20 protein-coding genes are annotated in these 21,895 nt (G+C 46.4%); 14 read left to right on the plus strand and 6 right to left on the minus strand.

Annotated elements, in window-relative coordinates; all coding sequences use genetic code 11:
* Nucleotides 1-285: 285 nt before the first annotated feature.
* Complete coding sequence (locus tag ACPEPR_RS05735; protein ID WP_005178694.1) at nt 286-786, plus strand: pyridoxamine 5'-phosphate oxidase family protein; 501 nt, start codon at nt 286-288, stop codon at nt 784-786.
* 182 nt (nt 787-968) lie between these two features.
* Here the strand turns inward: ACPEPR_RS05735 and ACPEPR_RS05740 are convergent, their stop codons facing one another.
* The 3 genes from ACPEPR_RS05740 to ACPEPR_RS05750 all read right to left on the minus strand — a co-directional run bounded on the left by ACPEPR_RS05740 (nt 969) and on the right by ACPEPR_RS05750 (nt 4,993).
* Nucleotides 969-2,609: an AMP-binding protein gene (locus ACPEPR_RS05740; protein WP_104488921.1), complete on the minus strand. Its 1,641-nt coding sequence runs from the start codon at nt 2,607-2,609 to the stop codon at nt 969-971.
* 298 nt (nt 2,610-2,907) lie between these two features.
* Nucleotides 2,908-4,044, minus strand: a complete 1,137-nt coding sequence (locus ACPEPR_RS05745) for an acyl-CoA dehydrogenase family protein (protein WP_423562057.1) — start codon at nt 4,042-4,044, stop codon at nt 2,908-2,910.
* A gap of 178 nt (nt 4,045-4,222) precedes the next feature.
* Nucleotides 4,223-4,993 (minus strand): 3-hydroxyacyl-CoA dehydrogenase, encoded by a 771-nt coding sequence (locus tag ACPEPR_RS05750; protein ID WP_005178702.1) that lies wholly within the window; start codon nt 4,991-4,993, stop codon nt 4,223-4,225.
* Between the two features lie 159 nt (nt 4,994-5,152).
* Here ACPEPR_RS05750 and ACPEPR_RS05755 point away from each other — a divergent pair, with 159 nt between their 5' ends.
* From ACPEPR_RS05755 to ACPEPR_RS05765, 3 genes are all read left to right on the plus strand, one after another.
* Nucleotides 5,153-6,172, plus strand: a complete 1,020-nt coding sequence (locus tag ACPEPR_RS05755) for an AraC family transcriptional regulator (protein ID WP_104491604.1) — start codon at nt 5,153-5,155, stop codon at nt 6,170-6,172.
* Between the two features lie 223 nt (nt 6,173-6,395).
* Nucleotides 6,396-6,746, plus strand: a complete 351-nt coding sequence (locus ACPEPR_RS05760) for a hypothetical protein (protein ID WP_005178707.1) — start codon at nt 6,396-6,398, stop codon at nt 6,744-6,746.
* Between the two features lie 149 nt (nt 6,747-6,895).
* Entirely contained in the window at nt 6,896-7,807 is a 912-nt protein-coding gene (locus ACPEPR_RS05765; protein ID WP_423562061.1) for a bestrophin family protein, read from the plus strand.
* Here the strand turns inward: ACPEPR_RS05765 and prmC are convergent.
* Both prmC and prfA read right to left on the minus strand, forming a co-directional pair.
* Nucleotides 7,804-8,631 (minus strand): peptide chain release factor N(5)-glutamine methyltransferase, encoded by an 828-nt coding sequence (gene prmC, locus ACPEPR_RS05770; RefSeq protein ID WP_423562063.1) that lies wholly within the window; start codon nt 8,629-8,631, stop codon nt 7,804-7,806. The genes ACPEPR_RS05765 and prmC overlap by 4 nt on opposite strands.
* On the minus strand, nt 8,631-9,719 hold the full coding sequence (prfA, locus tag ACPEPR_RS05775) for a peptide chain release factor 1 (RefSeq protein WP_005178710.1): 1,089 nt from the start codon (nt 9,717-9,719) through the stop codon (nt 8,631-8,633). Before prfA ends, prmC begins: the two co-directional genes overlap by 1 nt.
* Nucleotides 9,720-10,077: 358 nt before the next feature.
* Between prfA and ACPEPR_RS05780 the strand changes: the two genes are divergently transcribed.
* The 4 genes from ACPEPR_RS05780 to ACPEPR_RS05795 all read left to right on the plus strand — a co-directional run bounded on the left by ACPEPR_RS05780 (nt 10,078) and on the right by ACPEPR_RS05795 (nt 13,162).
* Nucleotides 10,078-10,500: a glycine zipper domain-containing protein gene (locus tag ACPEPR_RS05780; protein WP_005178713.1), complete on the plus strand. Its 423-nt coding sequence runs from the start codon at nt 10,078-10,080 to the stop codon at nt 10,498-10,500.
* Nucleotides 10,501-10,722: 222 nt separating this feature from the next.
* Complete coding sequence (locus tag ACPEPR_RS05785; protein WP_005178715.1) at nt 10,723-11,226, plus strand: glycine zipper domain-containing protein; 504 nt, start codon at nt 10,723-10,725, stop codon at nt 11,224-11,226.
* 150 nt (nt 11,227-11,376) lie between these two features.
* Complete coding sequence (locus ACPEPR_RS05790; RefSeq protein ID WP_005178716.1) at nt 11,377-12,372, plus strand: LLM class flavin-dependent oxidoreductase; 996 nt, start codon at nt 11,377-11,379, stop codon at nt 12,370-12,372.
* A 220-nt stretch (nt 12,373-12,592) separates the two neighbouring features.
* Nucleotides 12,593-13,162 (plus strand): hypothetical protein, encoded by a 570-nt coding sequence (locus ACPEPR_RS05795; protein WP_005178717.1) that lies wholly within the window; start codon nt 12,593-12,595, stop codon nt 13,160-13,162.
* Between the two features lie 183 nt (nt 13,163-13,345).
* Here ACPEPR_RS05795 and ppsR read toward each other — a convergent pair whose 3' ends face one another.
* Nucleotides 13,346-14,182 (minus strand): posphoenolpyruvate synthetase regulatory kinase/phosphorylase PpsR, encoded by an 837-nt coding sequence (ppsR, locus tag ACPEPR_RS05800; RefSeq protein ID WP_104488923.1) that lies wholly within the window; start codon nt 14,180-14,182, stop codon nt 13,346-13,348.
* 155 nt (nt 14,183-14,337) lie between these two features.
* Here ppsR and ppsA point away from each other — a divergent pair, with 155 nt between their 5' ends.
* The 6 genes from ppsA (at nt 14,338) to ACPEPR_RS05830 (ending at nt 21,888) form a co-directional block, all read left to right on the plus strand.
* A complete protein-coding gene (ppsA, locus tag ACPEPR_RS05805; protein ID WP_423562067.1) occupies nt 14,338-16,716 on the plus strand; it encodes a phosphoenolpyruvate synthase in 2,379 nt (792 codons plus the stop codon).
* A gap of 66 nt (nt 16,717-16,782) precedes the next feature.
* Nucleotides 16,783-17,577 (plus strand): RDD family protein, encoded by a 795-nt coding sequence (locus ACPEPR_RS05810; RefSeq protein WP_075166879.1) that lies wholly within the window; start codon nt 16,783-16,785, stop codon nt 17,575-17,577.
* A gap of 297 nt (nt 17,578-17,874) precedes the next feature.
* The gene (gene cyoA, locus ACPEPR_RS05815) at nt 17,875-18,951 is read left to right on the plus strand and encodes a ubiquinol oxidase subunit II (protein WP_005178724.1); all 1,077 of its coding nucleotides are present in this window, start codon (nt 17,875-17,877) and stop codon (nt 18,949-18,951) included.
* A gap of 3 nt (nt 18,952-18,954) precedes the next feature.
* Nucleotides 18,955-20,937, plus strand: a complete 1,983-nt coding sequence (cyoB, locus tag ACPEPR_RS05820) for a cytochrome o ubiquinol oxidase subunit I (RefSeq protein ID WP_104491607.1) — start codon at nt 18,955-18,957, stop codon at nt 20,935-20,937.
* 4 nt (nt 20,938-20,941) lie between these two features.
* The gene (gene cyoC, locus ACPEPR_RS05825) at nt 20,942-21,562 is read left to right on the plus strand and encodes a cytochrome o ubiquinol oxidase subunit III (RefSeq protein ID WP_005178726.1); all 621 of its coding nucleotides are present in this window, start codon (nt 20,942-20,944) and stop codon (nt 21,560-21,562) included.
* Nucleotides 21,559-21,888 carry a cytochrome o ubiquinol oxidase subunit IV gene (locus ACPEPR_RS05830; RefSeq protein ID WP_171065104.1) on the plus strand — a complete coding sequence of 110 codons (330 nt, stop codon included), beginning with the start codon at nt 21,559-21,561 and terminating at the stop codon, nt 21,886-21,888. The genes cyoC and ACPEPR_RS05830 overlap by 4 nt, the downstream gene beginning before the upstream one ends.
* The last annotated feature ends 7 nt before the right edge of the window (nt 21,889-21,895 follow it).

The following is a 21,895-nucleotide window of genomic DNA, read 5'->3' on the forward strand; positions in this document are numbered from 1 at the left end:
TGTTTTTTGCTGGCTATAGTGTAATTCGATTGATTTTTTTTAACAGCCTTACCCACTGTTTTTTCGGTGTTCGCCGCCCTTCGTTTTATGTATAACCTCTTGGTCTGGATGATATGTAAACAACTGTCTTGCCTGATACGCTTTTGTTGAGCGCAGATATTGTTTTACCCTGAATCTGTATGAGTTAGGTGAGACCGCTACGTGAAGCACAAAAATCGTTTTACTCTGCTTGTGAATGAGTTCTTTTGCGTAAAAGCGCATTTACTGACATCAGGAGCAGAGCACATGAACGATCAACATAACCGCGACAAATTATGGGAACTGATTAAAGATGTACGCTTCACCATGATCAGTCACCACACCGAAACCCAAGAAATTCATGCACAGCCAATGACCATGCTCAATTCTGAAAAGCTGCATGAACGTCAGAATTTGTATTTTATTTTGCGTGACAGCAATGATCTGGTTACAGCAGTGACCAGCGGCCGTAACCAGATTGGTCTGGCGTTCTCCAAACCCTCAGACGGGATTTATGTGTCGATGAGTGCACATGCGCAAATCAGTACAGATCGCGCCCTGATTGATCAGCTCTGGAATCCATGGGCGGAAAACTGGTTTAACGGCAAGGATGATCCTTCGGTGCGTGTTCTGGTGGCAGAAGCGATTAGTGCCGAATACTGGAATGTCACCGACAATAAAGTCACCCAGTTATTTAAAGTACTGAAAGGCAATCTGACCGGTAAAACTGGTGAACCCAATTCTGAACACCAGAAAATGGATTTATAACAGCCACATATACGCCTTGAAATAGCCATAAAAAAAAGTCACGCTTTGACCTGTATTTTGCAGATTCTTGCGTGACTTTTTATAGATAAAAATAAAACTGATAAAAATCAATATCAAGAAACCAAATGTAATGACATACAAATTACATAAATTAAATAATTTTAATTGTCTTCTATCTCCTCTTAACTGACTTTTTCCAACAGTATCTGTTTATCAATTTCCTGCTGCTTAAGGATATTGCGTTGAATCTTGCCGCTGGAGGTTTTGGGTAAAGCCTCGACAAATTCAATCTCTTTCGGATAAGCATGTTTGGATAAACGTGAACGCACATAATGCTGTAGTTTTTGTTCCAGTGCCGGACTTGCAGCAAATTGTGCTTTTAGCACCACAAAGGCTTTAACGATTTCAGTACGCGCCGGGTCCGGTTTACCCACCACGGCTGATTCCAGCACTTCCTCGCATTCCAGCAAGGTGCTTTCGACATCAAACGGTCCGACCCGATAGCCCGAAGTTGTAATGACATCGTCTGCACGCCCAATAAAATCAATTCCGCCCAGCTCATTTAAACGCACCGTATCACCGGTTAAATAGTACTGGCCCACAAAGGATTTACGGTTATGTCCGGCATAGCCTTTAAACCACATTAATGGAGATTGTGATTCATCCAGCGCCAGCGTGCCAATTTCACCCGCGGCAACTTCCTGATGCTGTGCATTTAATACCGCAAAACGATGTCCCGGAATAGCATAACCGGCCGAGCCCACTTTTTTGTGATGTTCCAGCGCATGATGATTGGCAATCACCATGCCCAGTTCAGTTTGTCCGTACTGATCGTAAACATTGACCTCGAGATCCTGTTTAAACCAGTGAATAACTTCTGGGGTTAGTGGCTCACCGGCACTGCTGACCACGCGCAAGGTTTTAGGTACACCGGCAAATTTTTCTTTAAAGCCAAAGAACATACGAAAGGCTGTTGGCGAACCGGCCAAATTGCTGACCTGATATTTTTGAATGACTTCCAGTGCATGATCGACACTAAATGGTCGTTCATCCATGATAATACTATGCCCCAGACTGAGCGGCCCGGTAATGCCATAATACAGCCCATAAGCCCAGCCCGGATCGGCCAGATTCCAGAACGAATCTTCAGCACGTAAATCCACCGCATGCTGCATATAACCTTTAAAGGCCAGCAAGGCTTTTAAAGGCACCGGTACCGATTTTGCCAGACCCGTAGTACCCGAAGTAAACATCATCAGGAAGTCATCATCAAAGCTGCGCAGTACCGGCTCAAAACTGGCAGAATGCTGATTCAGCTGCTGCCAGAAATCGGCATCACTTGTTCCAGCGGCTTCGGCACCGACGGTTAATATACCAATCTGCTGCAACGAACTCAGTTTGGCGCGCTGCTCGGTATGGGTCACAATAAAGCGGGTATTGGCAGCCTCCAGCCGGTGTTCAATCGCTTTCGATTCAAAGGCCGTAAATAGCGGCTGATAGACCGCGCCCATCCGCCAGGTGGCCAATACGGTAATCAGTAATTCCGGAGTACGTGGCAGCAGACCGGCAATACAGTCGCCTGCTTTTAAACCCATGGCCTGAAAATAATTGGCCAGCTTGCCCGAAGCCTCAGCCAGCTGATCAAAGCTCCAACGGGCTGATTCACCCTGCTTACCTTCCCAGATCAAAGCGGTGTGCTGCTGTCCAGAATATCGACCACAGCATTCGGTATAGGCATTCAGCGCCTGTGCCGTTCCCTGTAACTGGGTAGCAATCAGTTGTTCCAAATTAAAATCTTGATAGGCGTCTTGCAACGTTTTCATGGGGGCAACCTCTTATCCTTCGGGGCGATTGATCTGCAAAAACATCCGTATTGCAGGACGTGTTCCTTGTTGTTTTCATGCCATCGGGCTGATGGTCTGCAGTCCATCCGACTGCAGGGTTATTTCTTATACTGCTATTTTTAGGTTGTGCCCATGCAAAGTGGTCTTCACATGGGAGATGGGTTAGATGATGAATAACATCTTATGCTTCAGTTCAGCATAAGGAGGGCACCACTGCAATTTCCATTGGCCTCAATCGTGATGCCGTGTTTGGACATATTGCTGTATCAATGCCGGTTTAAGGCTGGGTCACAGCCCGGGCGATTACCAAACGCTGAATATCCGAAGCACCTTCATAAATCTGGCTAACCCGAACATCGCGGTAAATCCGTTCTACCGGGAAGTCGGACACATAACCATAACCGCCATGAATCTGGATGGCATCGGAGCAGACGCGCTCTGCCATGGTTGAAGCAAACAGTTTGGCCATCGAAGCCTCTTTTAAACACGGTAAACCGGCATCTTTTAAGCTGGCTGCATGCAAAATCAACTGACGCGCCGCTTCAATTTGCGTGGCCATATCGGCCAGACGAAAAGCCACTGCCTGATGTTGCACGATCTCAACCCCAAAGGCTTTACGTTCATTGGCATATTCCACGGCGGCATCTAAAGCAGCACGCGCCATCCCCACCGATTGGGCAGCAATCCCGATCCGGCCTGACTCCAGATTGGACAAAGCAATTTTATAGCCTTCGCCTTCCTGACCGAGCAGATGATCAGCTGGAATACGGCATTGATCCAGCACAATAGTCGCCGTATCGGAACAATGCTGCCCCATTTTGTCTTCTAAACGCGACACGATATATCCCGGGTTATCGGTCGGGACCAAAAAGCAGGAAATGCCTTTTTTGCCAGCAGATTTATCGGTCACAGCAAAGACCAAAGCCAGCTGCGCATGTTTACCGGTGGTAATAAACTGCTTGGTGCCATTTAATATCCAACTGTCACCATCACGTTCAGCCTTGCATTCGATGGCACTAGCATCGGAACCGACTTGCGGTTCGGTCAGGCAAAAACAGCCTAACCATTCACCGGTCGCCAGTTTGGTCAGATAATGCTGTTTTTGCGCTTCAGTGCCATAACGCTGAATGATGCCGCACGGTAAAGAGTTTTGCACACTCACAATCGTCGAAATCGCACCATCTCCTGCGGCAATTTCCTCTAAAGCCAGCACCAGCGAGATATAATCCAGACTGGCACCACCCCACTGTTCCGATACAGTCATACCCAGTGCACCTAAAGCGCCCAGCTCTTTCAGTTCCTGTGCCGGAAACTGTGCGGTTTTATCGCGTTCGGCTGCGGTCGGTTTCAATTTCTCCTGCGCATAGCTACGCATCATGTCCTGAACCATTTTTTGTTGTTCATTTAAAATCATTGCTTTCTCGTTCTCATTACGTTGGATTCGGCTGAAGTACGCTGGCTGATCTAAAAACTTGGGGGATGGTCTAGCTGCAGCATCAGCACGACAACCAGACCAGATGGGTTTATCTTATTTTTATTTACTTAGGCTATTTATTTAACCCAGCAAAGGGCTGCTTTTTTAAGCATTGTACTTATTTAGGCTGCATCCGGATCGCACCATCCAGACGAATCACCTCACCATTCAAATAGCCATTTTCAAAAATCTGTCCTACCAACTGGGCAAATTCATGTGGCTTAGCCAGACGCGGTGGATATGGCACCATCTGCCCCAAAGCATCCTGCACATGCTGTGGAAAGGCTTTCAGCATTGGTGTTTCCATAATCCCCGGTGCAATGGTCATCACGCGGATTGATTCACGGGCCAGTTCACGCGCTAGCGGCAAGGTCATCGCCACAATCGCACCTTTGGACGCAGAATAAGCCGCCTGACCAATCTGTCCTTCATACGCCGCCACTGAAGCGGTATTGACAATTACACCGCGCTCTTCTTCACCAGCTTGCAGTTGATATTTGGCCATCAGCTGCGCAGCAAAACGAATCATGTTAAAGCTGCCACTGACATTAATGTCCAGCACTTTCTGGAACATGCTTAAGCTATGTAAGCCTTCTTTGCCCAGCACTTTGGCTGAAGGTGCGATGCCGGCACAGTTGACCAGACCATTTAACTGGCCATAGTGCTGCTCAATCTCGGCAAAGAATTGCTCTACCGCGGCTTCATCGGTCACATCCAGCGCCTTAAACTGGGCTTTTTCACCCAATTGCTGTGCCATTTGCGTACCCAGCTCCTGATTCATATCGACCAGAATGACATTGGCCCCCTGCTCCACCAGATACTGTGCAGTAGCAGCGCCCAAACCAGATGCACCACCGGTAACCACACATACTTTTCCTTGAATCTTCATTTTATTTTCCCAAATAGTTTTGTTATCAATGACACATACTCGACTTAAGATGCAGAGTAATCAGACTCCAGCTTGAGTACAATTTCCAAATACAGCATCCTGCATGATGCCTTTGAACAATAGCATTTTTAACATAATTTTAAATTGAATAGACACGCGATGACGCCATCCCATTTGCATTATAGTAAAGGCACCATTTCTATTGCACTGGTGCATGAAGCACTGCAAGCCGCCCAGCAGCAAGGGGTGGAAATTCACTCCATTCTGACCCGGGCCGGTATTCCGCTGGAGCTGATGCATTCGGCCAAAGCGCGGGTGTCGGTGCTGCAATATGGGCAGCTGTGGATTGCCCTGGCCGATGCCATGAATGATGAGTTTTTTGGTATGGACAGCCATCCGCTGCGCCGTGGCAGTTATCGTTTATTGTCCAAATGGGTCTACTCTGCCGATACCATTGAAACCGCACTGAAAGAGATTCTAAAGTTTTTCAACCTGATTCTGGATGATCTGCGCGGGGAACTGCAGCTCAACAAAGATGCTGCTGTGCTGACCCTTCATGATCGGGCGCAGCCCAAAGCCATGTTCAGTTATGCGACTTATTTAATGCTGGTGCATAGCCTAATCTGCTGGCTCAGTGGACAGCGCATTGCCATTCAAAAAATCGAACTAAAATGCCCGGCTCCAAGCGATGATGCAGATTATCGGGTGCGCTTTTGTGAAAACATTCGCTATGAACAACCCGACAACCGAATCTATTTTGATGCGCAGGCTTTGGGTCTAAAAATCAAGCAGGATGAGCGCAGCTGGAAACGCTTTTTACAGCAAACCCCGTATAACCTGCTGGTGCGTTTTAAAAATCCGCATGCGTTAAGCACGATGATTCGCAAACAACTGATGCAGCGTCCGCCAAGTGAATGGCTGGAACTGCATGAACTGACCCGACAACTGAATATGTCAGGCGCCACTTTTCAGCGCCGTTTAAAACAGGAAGGTACCAGCTATCAGCTACTGAAAAATGAAATCCGCCGCGATACCGCGATTGAACTGCTCTCGAAAACCGAGCTATCGCTACAAGATATTAGTGAACGGCTGAATTTTCATGATCCAAGTGCCTTTCACCGAGCCTTTAAAAAGTGGACTGGCTTAAATCCGGGGGCCTACCGGCAGAATCAAAGCTAGCCGTTATTTATGCTGATATTTTTAACTCAGAACTTTTAAATATAAGTTGCAATATGAAGCACTTGGCATTTCAAGTGCAGTATTTGAACCGGTCATTCATCGTAACAGCATTGCCAATCACACCAAAATAGATTAATTTTCACTCAATTTATCGCATAGATTCTATGCAATTTTGGCTGTAATCCCTCCTCCTCCTTGTTGTACTCCATCTTTAGAGGTTCCCATGCTTAAGATGATTGATGTGCTTGCACAAAATCTGGTTCAAAATTTTAATCACGCACTTTCTACTCCTTCAGAGCAACTTGATGAATTGCTGAATCAAGGCATTCTCAACACCTCTGAAGATCAGTTACGTAATGCGATGGCGGCATTTTTTGATCGTGAAGATGCGCTAGAAGCGGCACAAGCCTTAGATATTCCTCAGGAAGATCTGCACGCCTTACAAGCAGGCTTAGCACTTAAAGATGAAAACCTGAGCGAAACGGCAAAAATTGTAGCGCTGTGTCTGGCTTTAGAAACCGATAGCCTGGCTCAAGTGGAAGTATCTGACTGTCTGCAAGATTATCCAATGTAAATCTTGAGCAGTTACCCAACGCCTTATTCAAGTGACGCTACGGCGTCACTTTTTTTGACTGGATTATACTGAATCATCCCAACGTATACGGCTTGCATTGCCTTGTCCGGCTATGGAACACTACGGCTGAGCATCCGCGCAGAAGCACTATGATTATTCGGGATAAAAGCAACAGTTTCGTATTACTTTTTGCATGGTCAGGCACCATCTTGCCCAAGGTCATGCCGGCCTTAATGATGGTGGTGTTCATTTCCACCGTGCTGGTCTATCTGTCCTCGCATCATTATGTACAGGCGCCGGCCGTGCCCGCGATTGGCTTTACCATTTTCGGGGTTATCCTGTCGATTTTCCTCAGTTTCAGAAATACTGCCAGTTATGAACGCTGGTGGGAAGGCCGCAAATTATGGGGGCAGCTGATTGCCACCTCACGCCATCTTGCCCGTGATTCCTATGTGTTGCCGCCCGCCGAACGTCAGGTGCTGATGTATCGGGTAATGCTGTTTAGCAATTTACTGAAAAACCGGCTGCGCACCCAGAATGAGCCGATTGATTTTTATCATAACAAGGTCAATTTAAGCCCGGCCGATTATCAGGCGCTGTTTGGGCATATTAATGCCGCCCAGTTTATTCTGGAACAGATTCAGAAAGATCTGGTCAAGGCCCTGCACAGCGGCGAACTGTCAGATATTGTCTATCACGGCCTGAACAAGCACATTATCAGCTTAGGGGATATTCAGGCCGGTTGTGACCGGATTCTGACCACGCCGTTACCTTTTTCGTATTCGGTATTGCTACACCGCACCGTGTACTGTTTCTGCTTTATTCTGCCTTTTAGTTTAGAGGCGAATTTAGGTATCTGGACCCCCATTCTGGTGGGATTGATTGCCTATCTGTTTTTGGGCTTGGATGCCTTAAGCGAACAGCTGGAAGAACCGTTTGGCCTGCAAGACAATGACCTGCCACTGAGTGCCATGGTCCGGCTAATCGAACGGGAAATGCTGAGTGCCTTGGGTGAAGAATTACCTCCGGCCATTCAGGCGATTAAAGGCAACCTGACTTAATCGCCGAGTTGGCCGATAGTCACCCGATCATTACCGCCATAATCCAGAATGGTGCGTACCGCAACAAAACCGGCATCGTTAAAGATATTTTGCACAGCTACTGCCTGATCATAACCATGCTCTACAGCAATCCAGCCTTGCGGTTTTAACCAGTGCTTGCCTTGCTGAATAATAATCTCAAGATCAGATAAGCCCTGCTTGGCCGCCACTAAGGCCCGTTCAGGTTCGGTGGCCAAATCTTTCATATGTACATCATCAGCCGCAATATACGGTGGATTCGACACAATCAGATCAAACCTCGGCTCGGCAGGAACGCCTAAAGCAGCAAACCAGGCGCCCAGCTTAAACTCTACCCGCTCCAAGTTATGCGTCTGCGCATTTTCTTTGGCAACCGCCAGAGTCGGCGGATAAATATCGGTTGCAGTCACCTGCCAATCCGGACGTTCCGATGCCAAGGCCAAGGCAATCGCACCGGTGCCGGTACCCAAGTCGATAATCGCCGCTTGTACCGGTAAATCCAGTTGCAAACAGCTTTCTACCAGTACTTCGGTATCTGGTCTTGGCACCAGGGTATCTGGTGTGACTTTTAAATTCAGTGTCCAGAATGGCTGTGAACCGGTGACATAGGCCAAGGGTTCACCTGCTTCAATCCGGGCAATACCCGCAAGATATTGCTGTTCCTGTTCTGGGCTTAGCTCACGATTGGCCTGATATTTCAGCGCCAAGGCAGATAAACCTAGAATATGCTCCAGTAGCCAGAGATTTTCCTGACGTTCGTAGCTGTCTGCTACGCCACGAATGGCCAGTGCATCGGCAATTTTCATTAGCCACCATTTTGCTGGGCAAGTAAAGCCAGCTGATCGGCCTGATATTCACGGTGCAGGCTGTCCAGCAATTCGGTTAAATCACCTTCCATCACTGCATCTAACTTATATAAAGTTAAGTTAATACGATGATCGGTCATCCGCCCTTGCGGATAGTTATAGGTGCGAATACGCTCGGAACGGTCACCGGAACCGACCAAGTCACGACGCATTTCCGAAGTGGCAGCATCTGCTGCAGCACGTTTGGCATTTTCCAGACGTGAGGCCAATAAGGCCATGGCTTTGGCTTTGTTCTTGTGCTGCGAACGTTCTTCCTGACATTCCACTACCGTTCCGGTTGGAATATGGGTAATACGCACCGCAGAGTCAGTTTTGTTGACGTGCTGACCACCGGCACCCGACGCGCGGTAGGTATCAATACGTAAATCTGCCGGGTTAATATCCACCGTGGTATCGACATCAATTTCAGGCAAAATAGCCACGGTACAGGCGGACGTATGTACACGGCCTTGCGATTCAGTTGCCGGAACACGCTGGACACGATGTGCGCCACTTTCAAATTTCAGGCGGCCATAGACCCCGTCACCATTAACCAGACAAATCACTTCTTTATAGCCGCCGTGTTCGCCTTCGTTTTCTGACAGCACTTCAATACGCCAGCCTTGAGATTCGGCATATTTGCTGTACATGCGGAATAAATCGCCGGAGAAAATTGCTGCTTCATCACCACCGGTGCCGGCACGAATTTCCAGATAGGCCGAGTTGGCATCATTCGGATCTTTAGGAATCATCAGGATGTTTAAATCCGCTTCCAGCTGTTCAATCAGTGCCTTGTTTTCCTTGATCTCTTCCTGCGCCATCTCTTTAAAGTCAGGATCGGACAGCATTGCTTCAGCCGTTTCAATATCGGCTTCGGCCTGGGTATATTTGCCCCAGACTTCGGTAATTTCGCTCAGGTCATTGTGTTCGCGCGACAGCTGGCGAAAGCGTTTGTTATCGGAAATGACTTCAGCATCGGCCAAGAGTGCTGTTAATTCTTCGTGACGGTCAGAAAGTTGATCTAATCGTAAACGTAACGATTCTTTCATTGTGCAAATTATCTCAATATACAGGCTGTCGCCCTAATTCAATAAGGCCAGCGAAATCAAAAAATTGCCATAGTTTAACGATTCTGGCCAGCAAATAACATCTTTATTCGTAGCAGAAACTGCGTGGTTGATGGCCAAATCCGGCAAATACGCTACAGCGTGCAAGAGATGCATCCTGCCTCTTTCAATTTAAAGTCTGGGCTGCCGATAAAATCGACAGTTTTAATACAACTTATACAAAGCCGAAACCAAAGCACTGAATTATGAAGGTGCCTCTCCATATTTGCAGGGAATCCTTTTGTTACATTTACTGCCATCAAATGACATTAAAAAGTCCGCTCTTGGACATGGAGTGAATATGAAACTCAATGCTGTTTTATTAAGTGCAACGCTTGCTGCCACTTCTTTCATGACGGTGAATGCACATGCTGACAATGCGACCCGTGTAGCTGCAGCCAGTGCCTTAGGTAGTGTCGCAGGTACAGCCTTAGGTAAAAACATGGGCGGTACCACGGGTGCAACCATTGGTGCGGCTTTAGGTGGTGCAGGTGGCGCAGCTGTAGCCAGTAACAAACGCCATCGTACTGAATCTGCCATTGGCGGTGCCTTAGGTGGCGGTGCGGGTTATACCGTGGGTCAGAACATGGGCGGTACGAATGGTGGTTATATTGGTGCAGCGCTCGGTGCAGCCGGTGGTGCAGCGCTGGGTAACAAGATTTCCAAAGATAAAGAATACGACCGTTACCAGGAACGTAAATGGAAGAAAAAACGTCGTCGTTAATTCTCCCCTTGTAAAAAAGCATCTTCAGGATGCTTTTTTTACGCCTGGGATTTCATTTTTTCAGTAGATGGATGAGGAGGCAATTATGAAGAGATTCGACAGAAAAATTACACAGCGTTGACCAAAATTAGCATTTTGACACCTGTGCCCTCCACGATCTTTTCTCAAAGTTTTTCTACATTAAAGTCAAGACAAATTGAATGTGCTCTTTGGAGTGTAACCATGAAGATCAACAAAATTTTATTGAGTACAGTACTGGCCAGCTCAGCGCTTATGATGGGTACAGCACACGCCGACAACAACACCCGTGTCGCAGTAGGTTCCGCTTTAGGTGGTGTGGTCGGTGCAGCCATTGGCCAGCAAATGGGCGGCTCAACCGGTGCGTTAATTGGTTCTGCCTTGGGTGGTGCCGGTGGTGCAGCAGTCTCTGCCGATAAACGTGACCGCAATGGTGCAGCCATTGGTGCCGCTTTAGGTAGCGCTGGTGGTTATAGTGTCGGTAAAAACATGGCCGGCAGCAATGGTGGTTATATTGGCGCAGCCTTAGGTGGTGGTGCCGGTGCAGTATTAGGCACCAAAGTCAGCGAAGATCGCCGTTATGATGACCGTTATGATCGTCGCTACGACAGCCGTGGCTACCGTTACAACGACTATCGTTATAATGACCGTTACCGCAGTGATAATGGCCTGCATCTGGGTCATTATAAAAACGGGAAACGCCGTTAATTTCAAAGTTCAAAATCTGAACCTATCACAAGCACCTTCGGGTGCTTGTGTTGTTTTACACGATGAAACCTTATATCGAAAAAAAACGATATACAAACATCGGGACACAACGTATGCTGTGAGCCATAGATATGTGAATAGAGAACGCCAATGCGCAGTTTAAAAGACACACAATTTTCCATTCTGGAACTGGCACCGGTTCGTGACGATAAAACCATTCAATTTTCCCTGCATCATGCGCTAGAGCTGGCGCAACGGGCAGAAAAACTGGGCTATGCCCGCTTCTGGCTGGCTGAACATCATAATATGGACGGCATTGCCAGCTCAGCCACAGCGGTGCTGCTCGGCTACATTCTGGCCAACACCCAGACTTTAAAAGTCGGCTCTGGCGGGATTATGTTGCCCAATCACGCCCCTTTAGTGGTGGCAGAACAGTTCGGTACACTGGCTACACTCTATCCGGACCGGATTGAGCTGGGTCTTGGTCGTGCGCCCGGCACTGATCAGACCACCATGCGTGCCTTGCGCCGTGGCCGTCAGGAAACTGAAGACCAGTTCCCGCAAGATGTGCTGGAAATTCTGCACTATTTCAAAGAACCTGAACCGCAGCAACGCATTGTAGCGACGCCGGGACAAGGCACCCATGTTCCGGTCTGGTTACTCGGTTCCAGCCTGTTTAGTGCCCAGCTGGCAGCTCGATTGGGTCTGCCCTACTCGTTTGCCTCACACTTTGCGCCGCGGATGCTCGGTCAGGCCATTCAGCTGTATCGGGATAACTTCCAGCCGTCTGAATATCTAGATCGGCCTTATGTCTCAATGGGCGTGCCAACGGTCGTGGCGGCCACCGATGAAGAAGCGCAGTTTTTGGCCACCAGTGCCTATCAGCGGGTTTTAGGTTTAATGCGTGGTCAGAGCCTGAAACTGAAAGCGCCAGTCGCCAGCATGGACGGTTTATGGTCACCGGCTGAAAAAATGTCGGTGGATAACTTCTATGCCATGGGTCAAATTGGCTCACCTTCGACTGTTAAAGCCGGCTTAGAACAGTTGTTGAGCCGTTATGAGGTCGATGAGTTTATCTTTACCTGTGATGTCTATGACACTGAAAAACGTCTGCAAAACTTTGACTACCTGATGCAGCTCAAATAAGTTTCATCGAGCTGTAATGGAGCCTGTAAACCGTGTGGATTTACAGGCTTTTTTTATTGTGACGGTGAATCTATTCTCGCCCCATCCTGCACTGATATTTTCGTCACCGTGACCGAAATGACTGGCCAGATAGTTAAAGCGCTTTACCTTCCAGCAAGAGCTGACTAAAAATAGAGTAAAACATCTAAACTGATAAAACCAAGAATGAAAGGATGCCCTCATGGTCGTTAAACAGCAGGATACCGGCAAAAGCGTTTTTGAAAATTGTGCAGCAGACTTTCATGCCTTTCAGGGGCTTTGCATCAGTGCCAAAGACAGCAAACAGCATGACTTCAGTCAACGCAGCGTGGCGATTATTGGTGCCAATCAGGACAGTGTCTCGCAGCTGGACAAAATTGCCCAGGTCGCCAGTCAGGTTAAAGTCTTTCAGATTGAACCGCATTTTGTATTACCGAGTACCGAACGCGGTATCCATCGTTTAATCAGCCATCCACTGGTATTTAAAAACCGCCGGCTGTTTAACAACCGGGTCAAGAATATTCTGGCCTTGCGCTTTTTAGATGCGCAGGTGGTAGATACCTGGCTAAAACGTCAGCTGACCCCGAATATTGCCGATACCCAGCACGCCTATTTTAAATCGGACAGTTATTATGCTGCGCTGCAACGTGACAACTGTCAGTTAATTACCTGGCCCATTGCCCGAATTGCAGAACACAGTATTTATACCATTGATGGCAGTGAATATAAGGTCGATGTGATTATTACGACTCACCGTAATCCGGAAAAGTAAATACAGGTACAAGTAAATTAAAAGAGCGGTAAATTAAGAGAAAAGTGTTATTAATTTTCAAGCCGATGAGAGCAATGGATGAAACAGGATTTTAGACCGTTTTTTTAGTTTTTTAATTTATTTTCAGTCTAATATCCACTGGAATACTGCAGCCTGCAGTATTCCAGCTTTAACAACAATTACTTAACCAATACGACGTTTTAGACCGGTCATTTGCAGGACACGGGTCGAAATTTCTTCAATCGACATTTCAGACACATTCAGGTATTTAATACCTTCAGAAATATAAATGCCTTCAATGGCACGTAATTCCATCTGGCACTGGTTAAAGCTGGCATAACGGCTATTGGCTTTACGTTCGGTACGAATTGCCACCAGACGCTCGGCATCAATCATCAACCCGAATAATTTATGTTTGTGTGGACGCAGCACAGCTGGCAAACGGTTATCATCCAGATCTTCTTCGGTCAGTGGATAGTTGGCCACACGTATACCAAACTGTAATGACAAATAAATCGAGGTTGGGGTTTTACCAGAACGGGATACGCCAATGAGAATCAGATCAGCTTTGTCATAGTGACGGGTACGTGCGCCATCATCATTGTCCAAAGCAAAATGCACCGCATCAATACGTGCCTTATATGACTCAGAATCTGTCACTGCGTGAGTTTGTCCAACCAAGGTGGTTGGTGGTGTACCCAATTCCTCTGAAAGCTTGCTAATTAAGCCTTCGAACACATCTAGGTTAATCGCTTTTGCAGTGTTAATAATGTCACGCACATATTGATCTACTAGCGTGTCAAAAACCAAAGGCAGTTGACCATCTTGCTGTGCACGCGCATTAATCTCAGTCACCACATTCATTGCCGCTTCTTCAGACGTAATATAAGGATGAATGTGAATATCAAAGTCTACATTTGGAAACTGCGCTAAAAGAGAGTGTCCCAAGGTTTCGGCTGTAATTGCGGTTCCATCGGAAATAAAGAACACACTCCGCTTAATTTGTTTACCTTCGGACATTAAAATTCTCCTTAAACATTTGTCTTAGTGCTATATAATCTTTATAGTAAACTGATCTTACATGACTGTCGCTTAGTTAAATCAAAAAGCTAAGCATATTCAATATAATTTCATGCCAAGATAGTGATTAATACTGCAAAAGTGGAGTAATAACTTTGGAAGCGCGCGTAATTGGTCTAGAAAAATTAGGGAAACACGACGTTGAGCTCGTAGGTGGGAAAAACTCATCTCTGGGCGAAATGATCAGCCATTTGTCTAATGCTGGCGTCTCTGTACCAGGTGGCTTTGCGACAACGGCTCAAGCTTATCGTGAATTTCTCGAGCAAAGTGGCCTAAACGCTAAAATTCAAGCCGAGCTTAAAACGTTAAATGTAGATGACGTCAATGCTCTTGCTGAGACAGGCGCAAAAATCCGTCAATGGATTGTCGACACTCCGCTTACGGCAGAACTTGAAAAAGAAATCCGCGATGCTTTCGCAGAACTTTCTAAGGGCAACCCTGACATCGCGGTTGCCGTTCGTTCATCTGCTACTGCAGAAGATTTGCCAGATGCTTCTTTCGCGGGTCAGCAGGAAACCTTCCTGAACATCCGTGGCATCGACAACGTCCTGATTGCCATTAAAGAAGTATTTGCCTCTTTGTACAACGACCGCGCAATTTCTTACCGTGTACACCAAAACTTTGACCATGATGTTGTTGCCCTGTCTGCTGGCGTACAACGCATGGTGCGCTCAGAAACAGGTGCCGCAGGTGTAATGTTCACCCTGGATACAGAATCTGGTTTCCGTGATGCAGTCTTTATTACGGCTTCTTACGGTCTGGGTGAAATGGTGGTACAAGGTGCGGTCAACCCGGACGAATTCTATATCTCTAAGCCACTGTTAAGAGCAGGTAAACACGCAGTTCTACGTCGTAACCTCGGTTCTAAACACCAGAAAATGATTTATGGTGAAGAAGGTGCGGCTGGTAAATCTGTGGTTGTGGTTGATGTTGAAAAAGCCGACCGTCAACAGTTCGCCTTAAACGATCACGAACTGCAAGAACTGGCAAAACAGGCGTTAATCATTGAAGAGCACTACGGTGCACCAATGGACATCGAATGGGCCAAAGATGGTGATGACGGTTTAATTTACATTGTTCAGGCGCGTCCGGAAACAGTGAAAAGTCGTCAAAACGTGGGCACCATGGAGCGTTACCTGCTGAAACAACGCGGCACGGTATTGTGTGAAGGCCGTTCAATTGGTCAGCGTATCGGGTCTGGTAAAGTTCGCATCGTAACCTCGATTAAAGAAATGGACAAAGTCCAAGACGGTGATGTACTGGTTTCTGACATGACCGACCCGGATTGGGAACCAGTGATGAAACGTGCCGCTGCCATTGTCACGAACCGTGGTGGTCGTACCTGTCACGCTGCGATTATTGCGCGTGAATTAGGTGTTCCTGCAATTGTGGGTTGTGGTAATGCCACTGAAGTCTTGACTGACGGTCAGGAAGTGACAGTATCTTGTGCTGAAGGTGATACCGGTTTCATTTACGAAGGTGCTTTAGATTTTGAAGTACAACGTAACTCAATCGAGTCGATGCCTGCGCTGCCGTTCAAGATCATGATGAACGTGGGTAACCCGGACCGTGCATTTGACTTCGCGCAAATTCCAAACGAAGGCATTGGCCTGGCACGTCTTGAGTTCATCATTAACCGTATGATTGGTGTGCATCCAAAAGCACTACTGAATATTGACAGCTTGCCACGTGAAACACGTGCAGCCGTAATGGCACGTACTGCGGGTTATACTTCTCCAGTTGAATTCTATGTGGAAAAACTGGTAGAAGGTATTTCAACGCTGGCAGCCGCGTTTGCAGACAAGCCAGTCATCGTGCGTATGTCTGACTTCAAATCAAACGAATATGCCAACCTGATTGGCGGTAAGTTATACGAGCCGGAAGAAGAAAACCCAATGCTGGGCTTCCGTGGTGCAAGCCGTTATGTATCAGACAACTTCCGTGACTGCTTCGAGCTTGAATGTCGCGCACTGAAAAAAGTCCGTGATGAAATGGGCTTAACCAACGTACAAATCATGATTCCATTTGTACGCACTGTGGCTGAAGCGAAACGTGTGATGGAACTGCTGGCACAAAATGGCCTGAAACGTGGTGAAAATGGTCTGAAAGTGATCATGATGTGTGAATTACCAACCAACGCCCTGTTGGCTGAGCAATTCCTTGAACACTTCGACGGTTTCTCAATCGGTTCAAACGACTTGACCCAGTTAACCCTTGGTTTAGACCGTGACTCAGGTATTGTTTCTCACCTGTTTGATGAACGTGATGCAGCGGTAAAAGCCCTGCTGTCGATGGCGATTCATGCTTGCCGTAAAGCGGGCAAATATGTCGGCATCTGTGGTCAAGGTCCATCTGACCACCCTGACCTGGCAAAATGGCTGATGGAACAAGGGATTGAATCTGTGTCGCTGAACCCAGACTCAGTATTAGACACCTGGTTCTTCCTTGCTGAAGAAAAAGCTCAACAAGCTTAATAAAACATGTTAAAAAAGACCCATTCATTGGGTCTTTTTTATTTATAGATTTGAGATTTAAACTTTATGCAGATTTACTTGGCACGAAATAATCAACAAGCCGGTCCATATACCCTGGAGCAAGTAAACCAGATGCTTGCCAGCCAGCAAGTGTTACTGACAGATCTTGCATGGCATCAAGGGATGACAGAATGGAAAGCTTTAGGTGAGCTCACCCAAGGTAAACTTGTATATCAACCTGAAGGCTACGAGCCTGCGCCGGCCGCACCGGAAGCATCACCGTTTCAGCAGCCGCAGAATACTGCCAGCTATAACAATTCAAGCCTGAACCAGCCGCAAGCAAAAGCCACTCAAACCGAACTGGCCTCTATCGGCACCCGTGCACTGGCGAAAATTATTGACCTGTTGCTGTGGTTACCGGCTGCCGCCATTCCATCTTTCTTTTTAACGCAGGACCAGTTTGGTCAACTGTCTGAACTGCAACAGAAAATGCAGTCAGCCACCAGCTCTGATCAGGCCGTGCAACTACAGTCAGAACTGTTTCGCCTGATTCCTGCCGATGCCTGGCAAATGATGGCTATTTACCTGCTGATTATGCTCGGGATTCAGGCGTTTCTGCTGGCCAAAAGTGGACAGAGTATTGGTAAACGTTTAACCAAAATCAAGATTGTTGATGCTGAAGACCATAGCAAAGTAGGCCTGACCCGCGTATTTGCCCTGCGTACCCTGGTTTTCATTATTTTGAATCTGTTATTCATGCCGTTTATTACAATTGCCGATTATATCTTCGCTTTGGGTGAAAAACGTCAGACTTTGCATGACAAACTGGCCAAAACCAAAGTCGTAAAGCAAGAAAAATAAAAGATCAAAAAAGGGATGAAATTTCATCCCTTTTTTATTCATTACATTGATATACAAATAAAAATATTTCGTAAAAAAGTTAATTCCGAGTGACAGAATCAGTTTTTATTACAGTCATTTAAAGCCGCTTTTTGAGTAGCTTAGTTTGTCGATATCAGGCATAATGCCCTACAACGTAGCGGTGTATCATGATTGACAAGGATTTTTGCGTCAAAAAAATACTTATCAATCATGCGACACTATAATCGCTATCCCATAATTAAATTAGGGAATGGGACTCTTCACCGAGGTTGTAAAATGAGACAAACGATTTTAGCTGTATTGTCTTTATCTACGATGGCTGCACTCTTAACCGGGTGTGGTGGTGATATGGTACTTCTAAACTCGCAAGGTCCAGTTGCTGAAGGTCAATCGAACCTGATGATGACTGCGATCTACTTGATGCTATTAGTGGTGATTCCTTCAATCATCATGGCATTATGGTTTGGTTGGAAATATCGCGCATCAAATAAAGATGCAGACTATAAACCAACATGGGCACACTCTACTGCGATTGAAATCGTGGTTTGGGGTATCCCGGTTATTATTATTGGTATTTTAGCTTGGTTAACTTGGTGGGGTTCCCACAAGTATGACCCATACCGTCCAATCGAGTCAGATAAGGCTCCATTAACTGTTCAGGTTATTGCTGAACAATTCAAATGGATCTTCATCTACCCAGAACAGAACATTGCGACTGTTAACGAAATCCGCTTCCCAGAGCAAACGCCGGTAAGCCTTCGTTTAACATCTAACTTTACAATGAACTCGTTCTTTATCCCTGCATTGTCTGGTCAGATTTATGCAATGGCGGGTATGCAGACTCACCTGAACCTATTAGCGAACAGCACTGGTCAATACCGCGGCTTCTCGTCTAACTACTCAGGTTACGGTTTCTCTCAAATGCGCTTCCTTGCTCACTCTGTAACTGAAGCTGATTTTGATCAATGGGTAACTGCGGTTAAAGCCGGACAAGGCACAACGATCAATCCTGAAGCTGTTCAAAAAACAGTTCTAGATCAAGCTGAATTTGCATCTTTACGTGACGGTAACCGTTCACAGAAACAAATTGATGCAATGGTTCGTAACGCGAAAACAGAACTAGAGAAAAAACTTGCTGCAACTGCTGAAGCAGAAGGTCCTTATAAGACTCAGCCACATCCTGTGACTTATTACTCTTCTGTAGAGCAAGGCTTGTTTGAATCTGTGATCAATAAATACATGAGTAACTATCATGGTGCAGACCATTCAGCTCAAGCTGAAACTGCGCTTGAAGCGCCTGCTTCAGAAGCTCATGTAAACGTTGAACATGCGACTGCTTCTGTAGAGGAATAAGACATGTTTGGTAAGTTAGGACTAGATGCAATTCCGTACGATCCAATCGTACAGGCTACAGTTGTAATGATGATCCTGGGCGGTCTCGTTCTTGTTGCGGGTATTACCTACTTCAAGAAATGGGGTTACCTGTGGAATGAATGGTTCACATCTGTAGACCATAAAAAAATTGGTATCATGTATATCATCGTGTCTGTGGTCATGCTGCTGCGTGGTTTCGCCGATGCGATCATGATGCGTCTTCAGCAATTCCTTGCACGAGGTGGTGGCGAAGGTTATTTACACCCTGAGCACTACGACCAGATCTTCACCGCACACGGTGTGATCATGATCTTCTTCGTGGCAATGGGTCTTGTAGTAGGCTTGATGAACATCTCTGTACCTTTACAGATTGGTGCTCGTGACGTTGCCTTCCCATTATTAAACTCTTTAAGCTTCTGGCTGTTCGCTGGTGCTGCGGGTCTAATCATGGTTTCACTTGCAATTGGTGAGTTCGCTGCAACAGGCTGGATGGCTTATCCTCCACTGTCAGGTATTGAATACTCTCCAGGCGTAGGTATGGACTACTACATCTGGGCATTACAGATCTCCGGTTTAGGTACGCTTCTAACGGGTGTTAACTTCTTCGTTACCATCATCAAGATGCGTGCGCCTGGCATGAAATTAATGGACATGCCGATCTTTACCTGGACATCTTTATGTACAGCGGTACTGATCATTGCTTCATTCCCAGTGTTAACTGCAACAATTGCAATGTTAACGCTTGACCGTTACTTCGGTTTCCACTTCTTTACAAACGACATGGGTGGTAGCCCAATGTTGTATGTAAACCTGATCTGGACTTGGGGTCACCCTGAAGTTTATATCTTGGTATTACCAGCATTTGGTATTTACTCAGAAGTTGTTGCGACGTTCTCTCGTAAAACGTTGTTCGGCTACAAATCAATGGTGTATGCAACTGTAGCAATTACTGTATTGTCTTTCGTTGTATGGGTTCACCACTTCTTTACCATGGGTGCAGGTGCCAACGTTAACGCGTTCTTCGGTATCATGACCATGATTATTGCGATCCCGACGGGTGTGAAAATCTTCTCTTGGTTATTCACCATGTACAAGGGCCGCATCACCTACACAACTCCAATGCTGTGGACACTTGGCTTCCTAGTGACTTTCGGTATCGGTGGTTTAACAGGTGTATTAATGGCAGTTCCACCAGCGGACTTCCTGGTACACAACTCTTTATTCCTGATCGCTCACTTCCATAACGTAATTATTGGTGGTGTAGTATTCGCGATGTTCGCAGGTATCATTTTCTACTGGCCAAAAATGTTTGGTTGGAGACTGAATGAAACTTGGGGTAAAGCTGCATTCTGGTTCTGGTTCTTAGGTTTCTACTTTGCGTTCATGCCGCTGTATATCCTTGGTTTCATGGGTATGACGCGTCGTCTGAACACATATGACAACCCAGATTGGGACCCATATGTCATGATCGCGATGGTGGGTTCGGTAATGATTGCCATTGGTATTGCATGCTTCTTGATGCAAATCATTGTTGGCTTCTTGCAACGTAACCAGCGTCTTGACCACACTGGCGACCCTTGGGATGGCCGTACCCTTGAATGGGCGACTTCATCTCCTGCTCCGTTCTATAACTTTGCGCATCTTCCAAAGATCAATGGTATTGATACTTTCTGGACTGACAAAGAGAATGGCGTAGCTTACGCGAAACCAGCGAAGTACGAAGACATCCACATGCCAACCAACCGTGCTGCGGGCTTTGTGATTGCTATGTTTATCACAGTAATGGGCTTTGCACTTATCTGGCACATCTGGTGGTTAGTAGTTGTAACGTTTATCGCGTCTATCATTTCGTTCATCGTGAGCTCGTTCACGAAGAAAGTGGACTACTATGTTCCTGCAGCAGAAGTAGAACGCATTGAAAACGAACGTTATGCCTTACTTGAAAAACACTTGAAGAAGGACTAAGACAATGGCTGAGGTACTTCATCACGACAACCACGGACACGATGAGCATCATCATCACGATGATACTGACATCACTGTCTTTGGTTTCTGGACTTACTTGATGAGTGACTTGATCATTTTCGGTACACTCTTCATTGCATTCGCTGTATTAAGCAGCCACGTTCCAGTTGGTACTCCAAGTGCAAAAGATCTTTTTGGCGAGTCTTTAGGTTTCGTTTTAACTGAAACCTTCGCCCTGCTGATCTCTTCAGTAACCTTTGGTTTTGCAGTTCTGGCTGCATACAAAAAAGATGTTGCTAAAGTTTTAACTTGGTTAGGCATCACATGGATCTTCGGTGCGATCTTTATTGGCATGGAACTATATGAGTTCAATCATTTAGTTCACGCTGGTCATGGCCCAAGCGTTAGTGCGTTCTTATCTGCGTTCTTTACTTTAGTTGGTACGCACGGTATTCACGTTACTTCTGGTCTGGTATGGATGATCGTGTTAATGATTCAAATCAAGAAATATGGTTTGACTCTACCTAACATGCGTCGTCTTGCTTGCCTAAGCTTGTTCTGGCACTTCCTTGACATCGTATGGATCTGTGTATTCAGCGTCGTTTACTTGATGGGAGTTCTATAATGGGTCACGATCACAACGCTGCTGGCGCATCACACGGTAACTTCAAGCAGTACTCTGTTGGCTTTATCCTGTCTGTTATTTTAACCGTTATTCCTTTTGGTATGGTTATGGCAGGTGGTTTTAGCCGCGGTCTGCTGGTCACAGTTATTGCGATTACTGCGGTTGCTCAGGTTCTTGTACAGTTAGTTTACTTCCTGCACATGAACTCGTCTTCAGAACAACGCTGGAACGTGATTGCGTTTATTTATACAATCCTCTGTATCGCTATTCTGTTAGTCGGTTCAGTATGGATTATGAACTACCTTCACTACAACATGATGATCTAAACTGGTT

It is taken from the genome of Acinetobacter sp. AND/436 (genome assembly GCF_049546925.1).
Taxonomy (GTDB): domain Bacteria; phylum Pseudomonadota; class Gammaproteobacteria; order Pseudomonadales; family Moraxellaceae; genus Acinetobacter; species Acinetobacter indicus.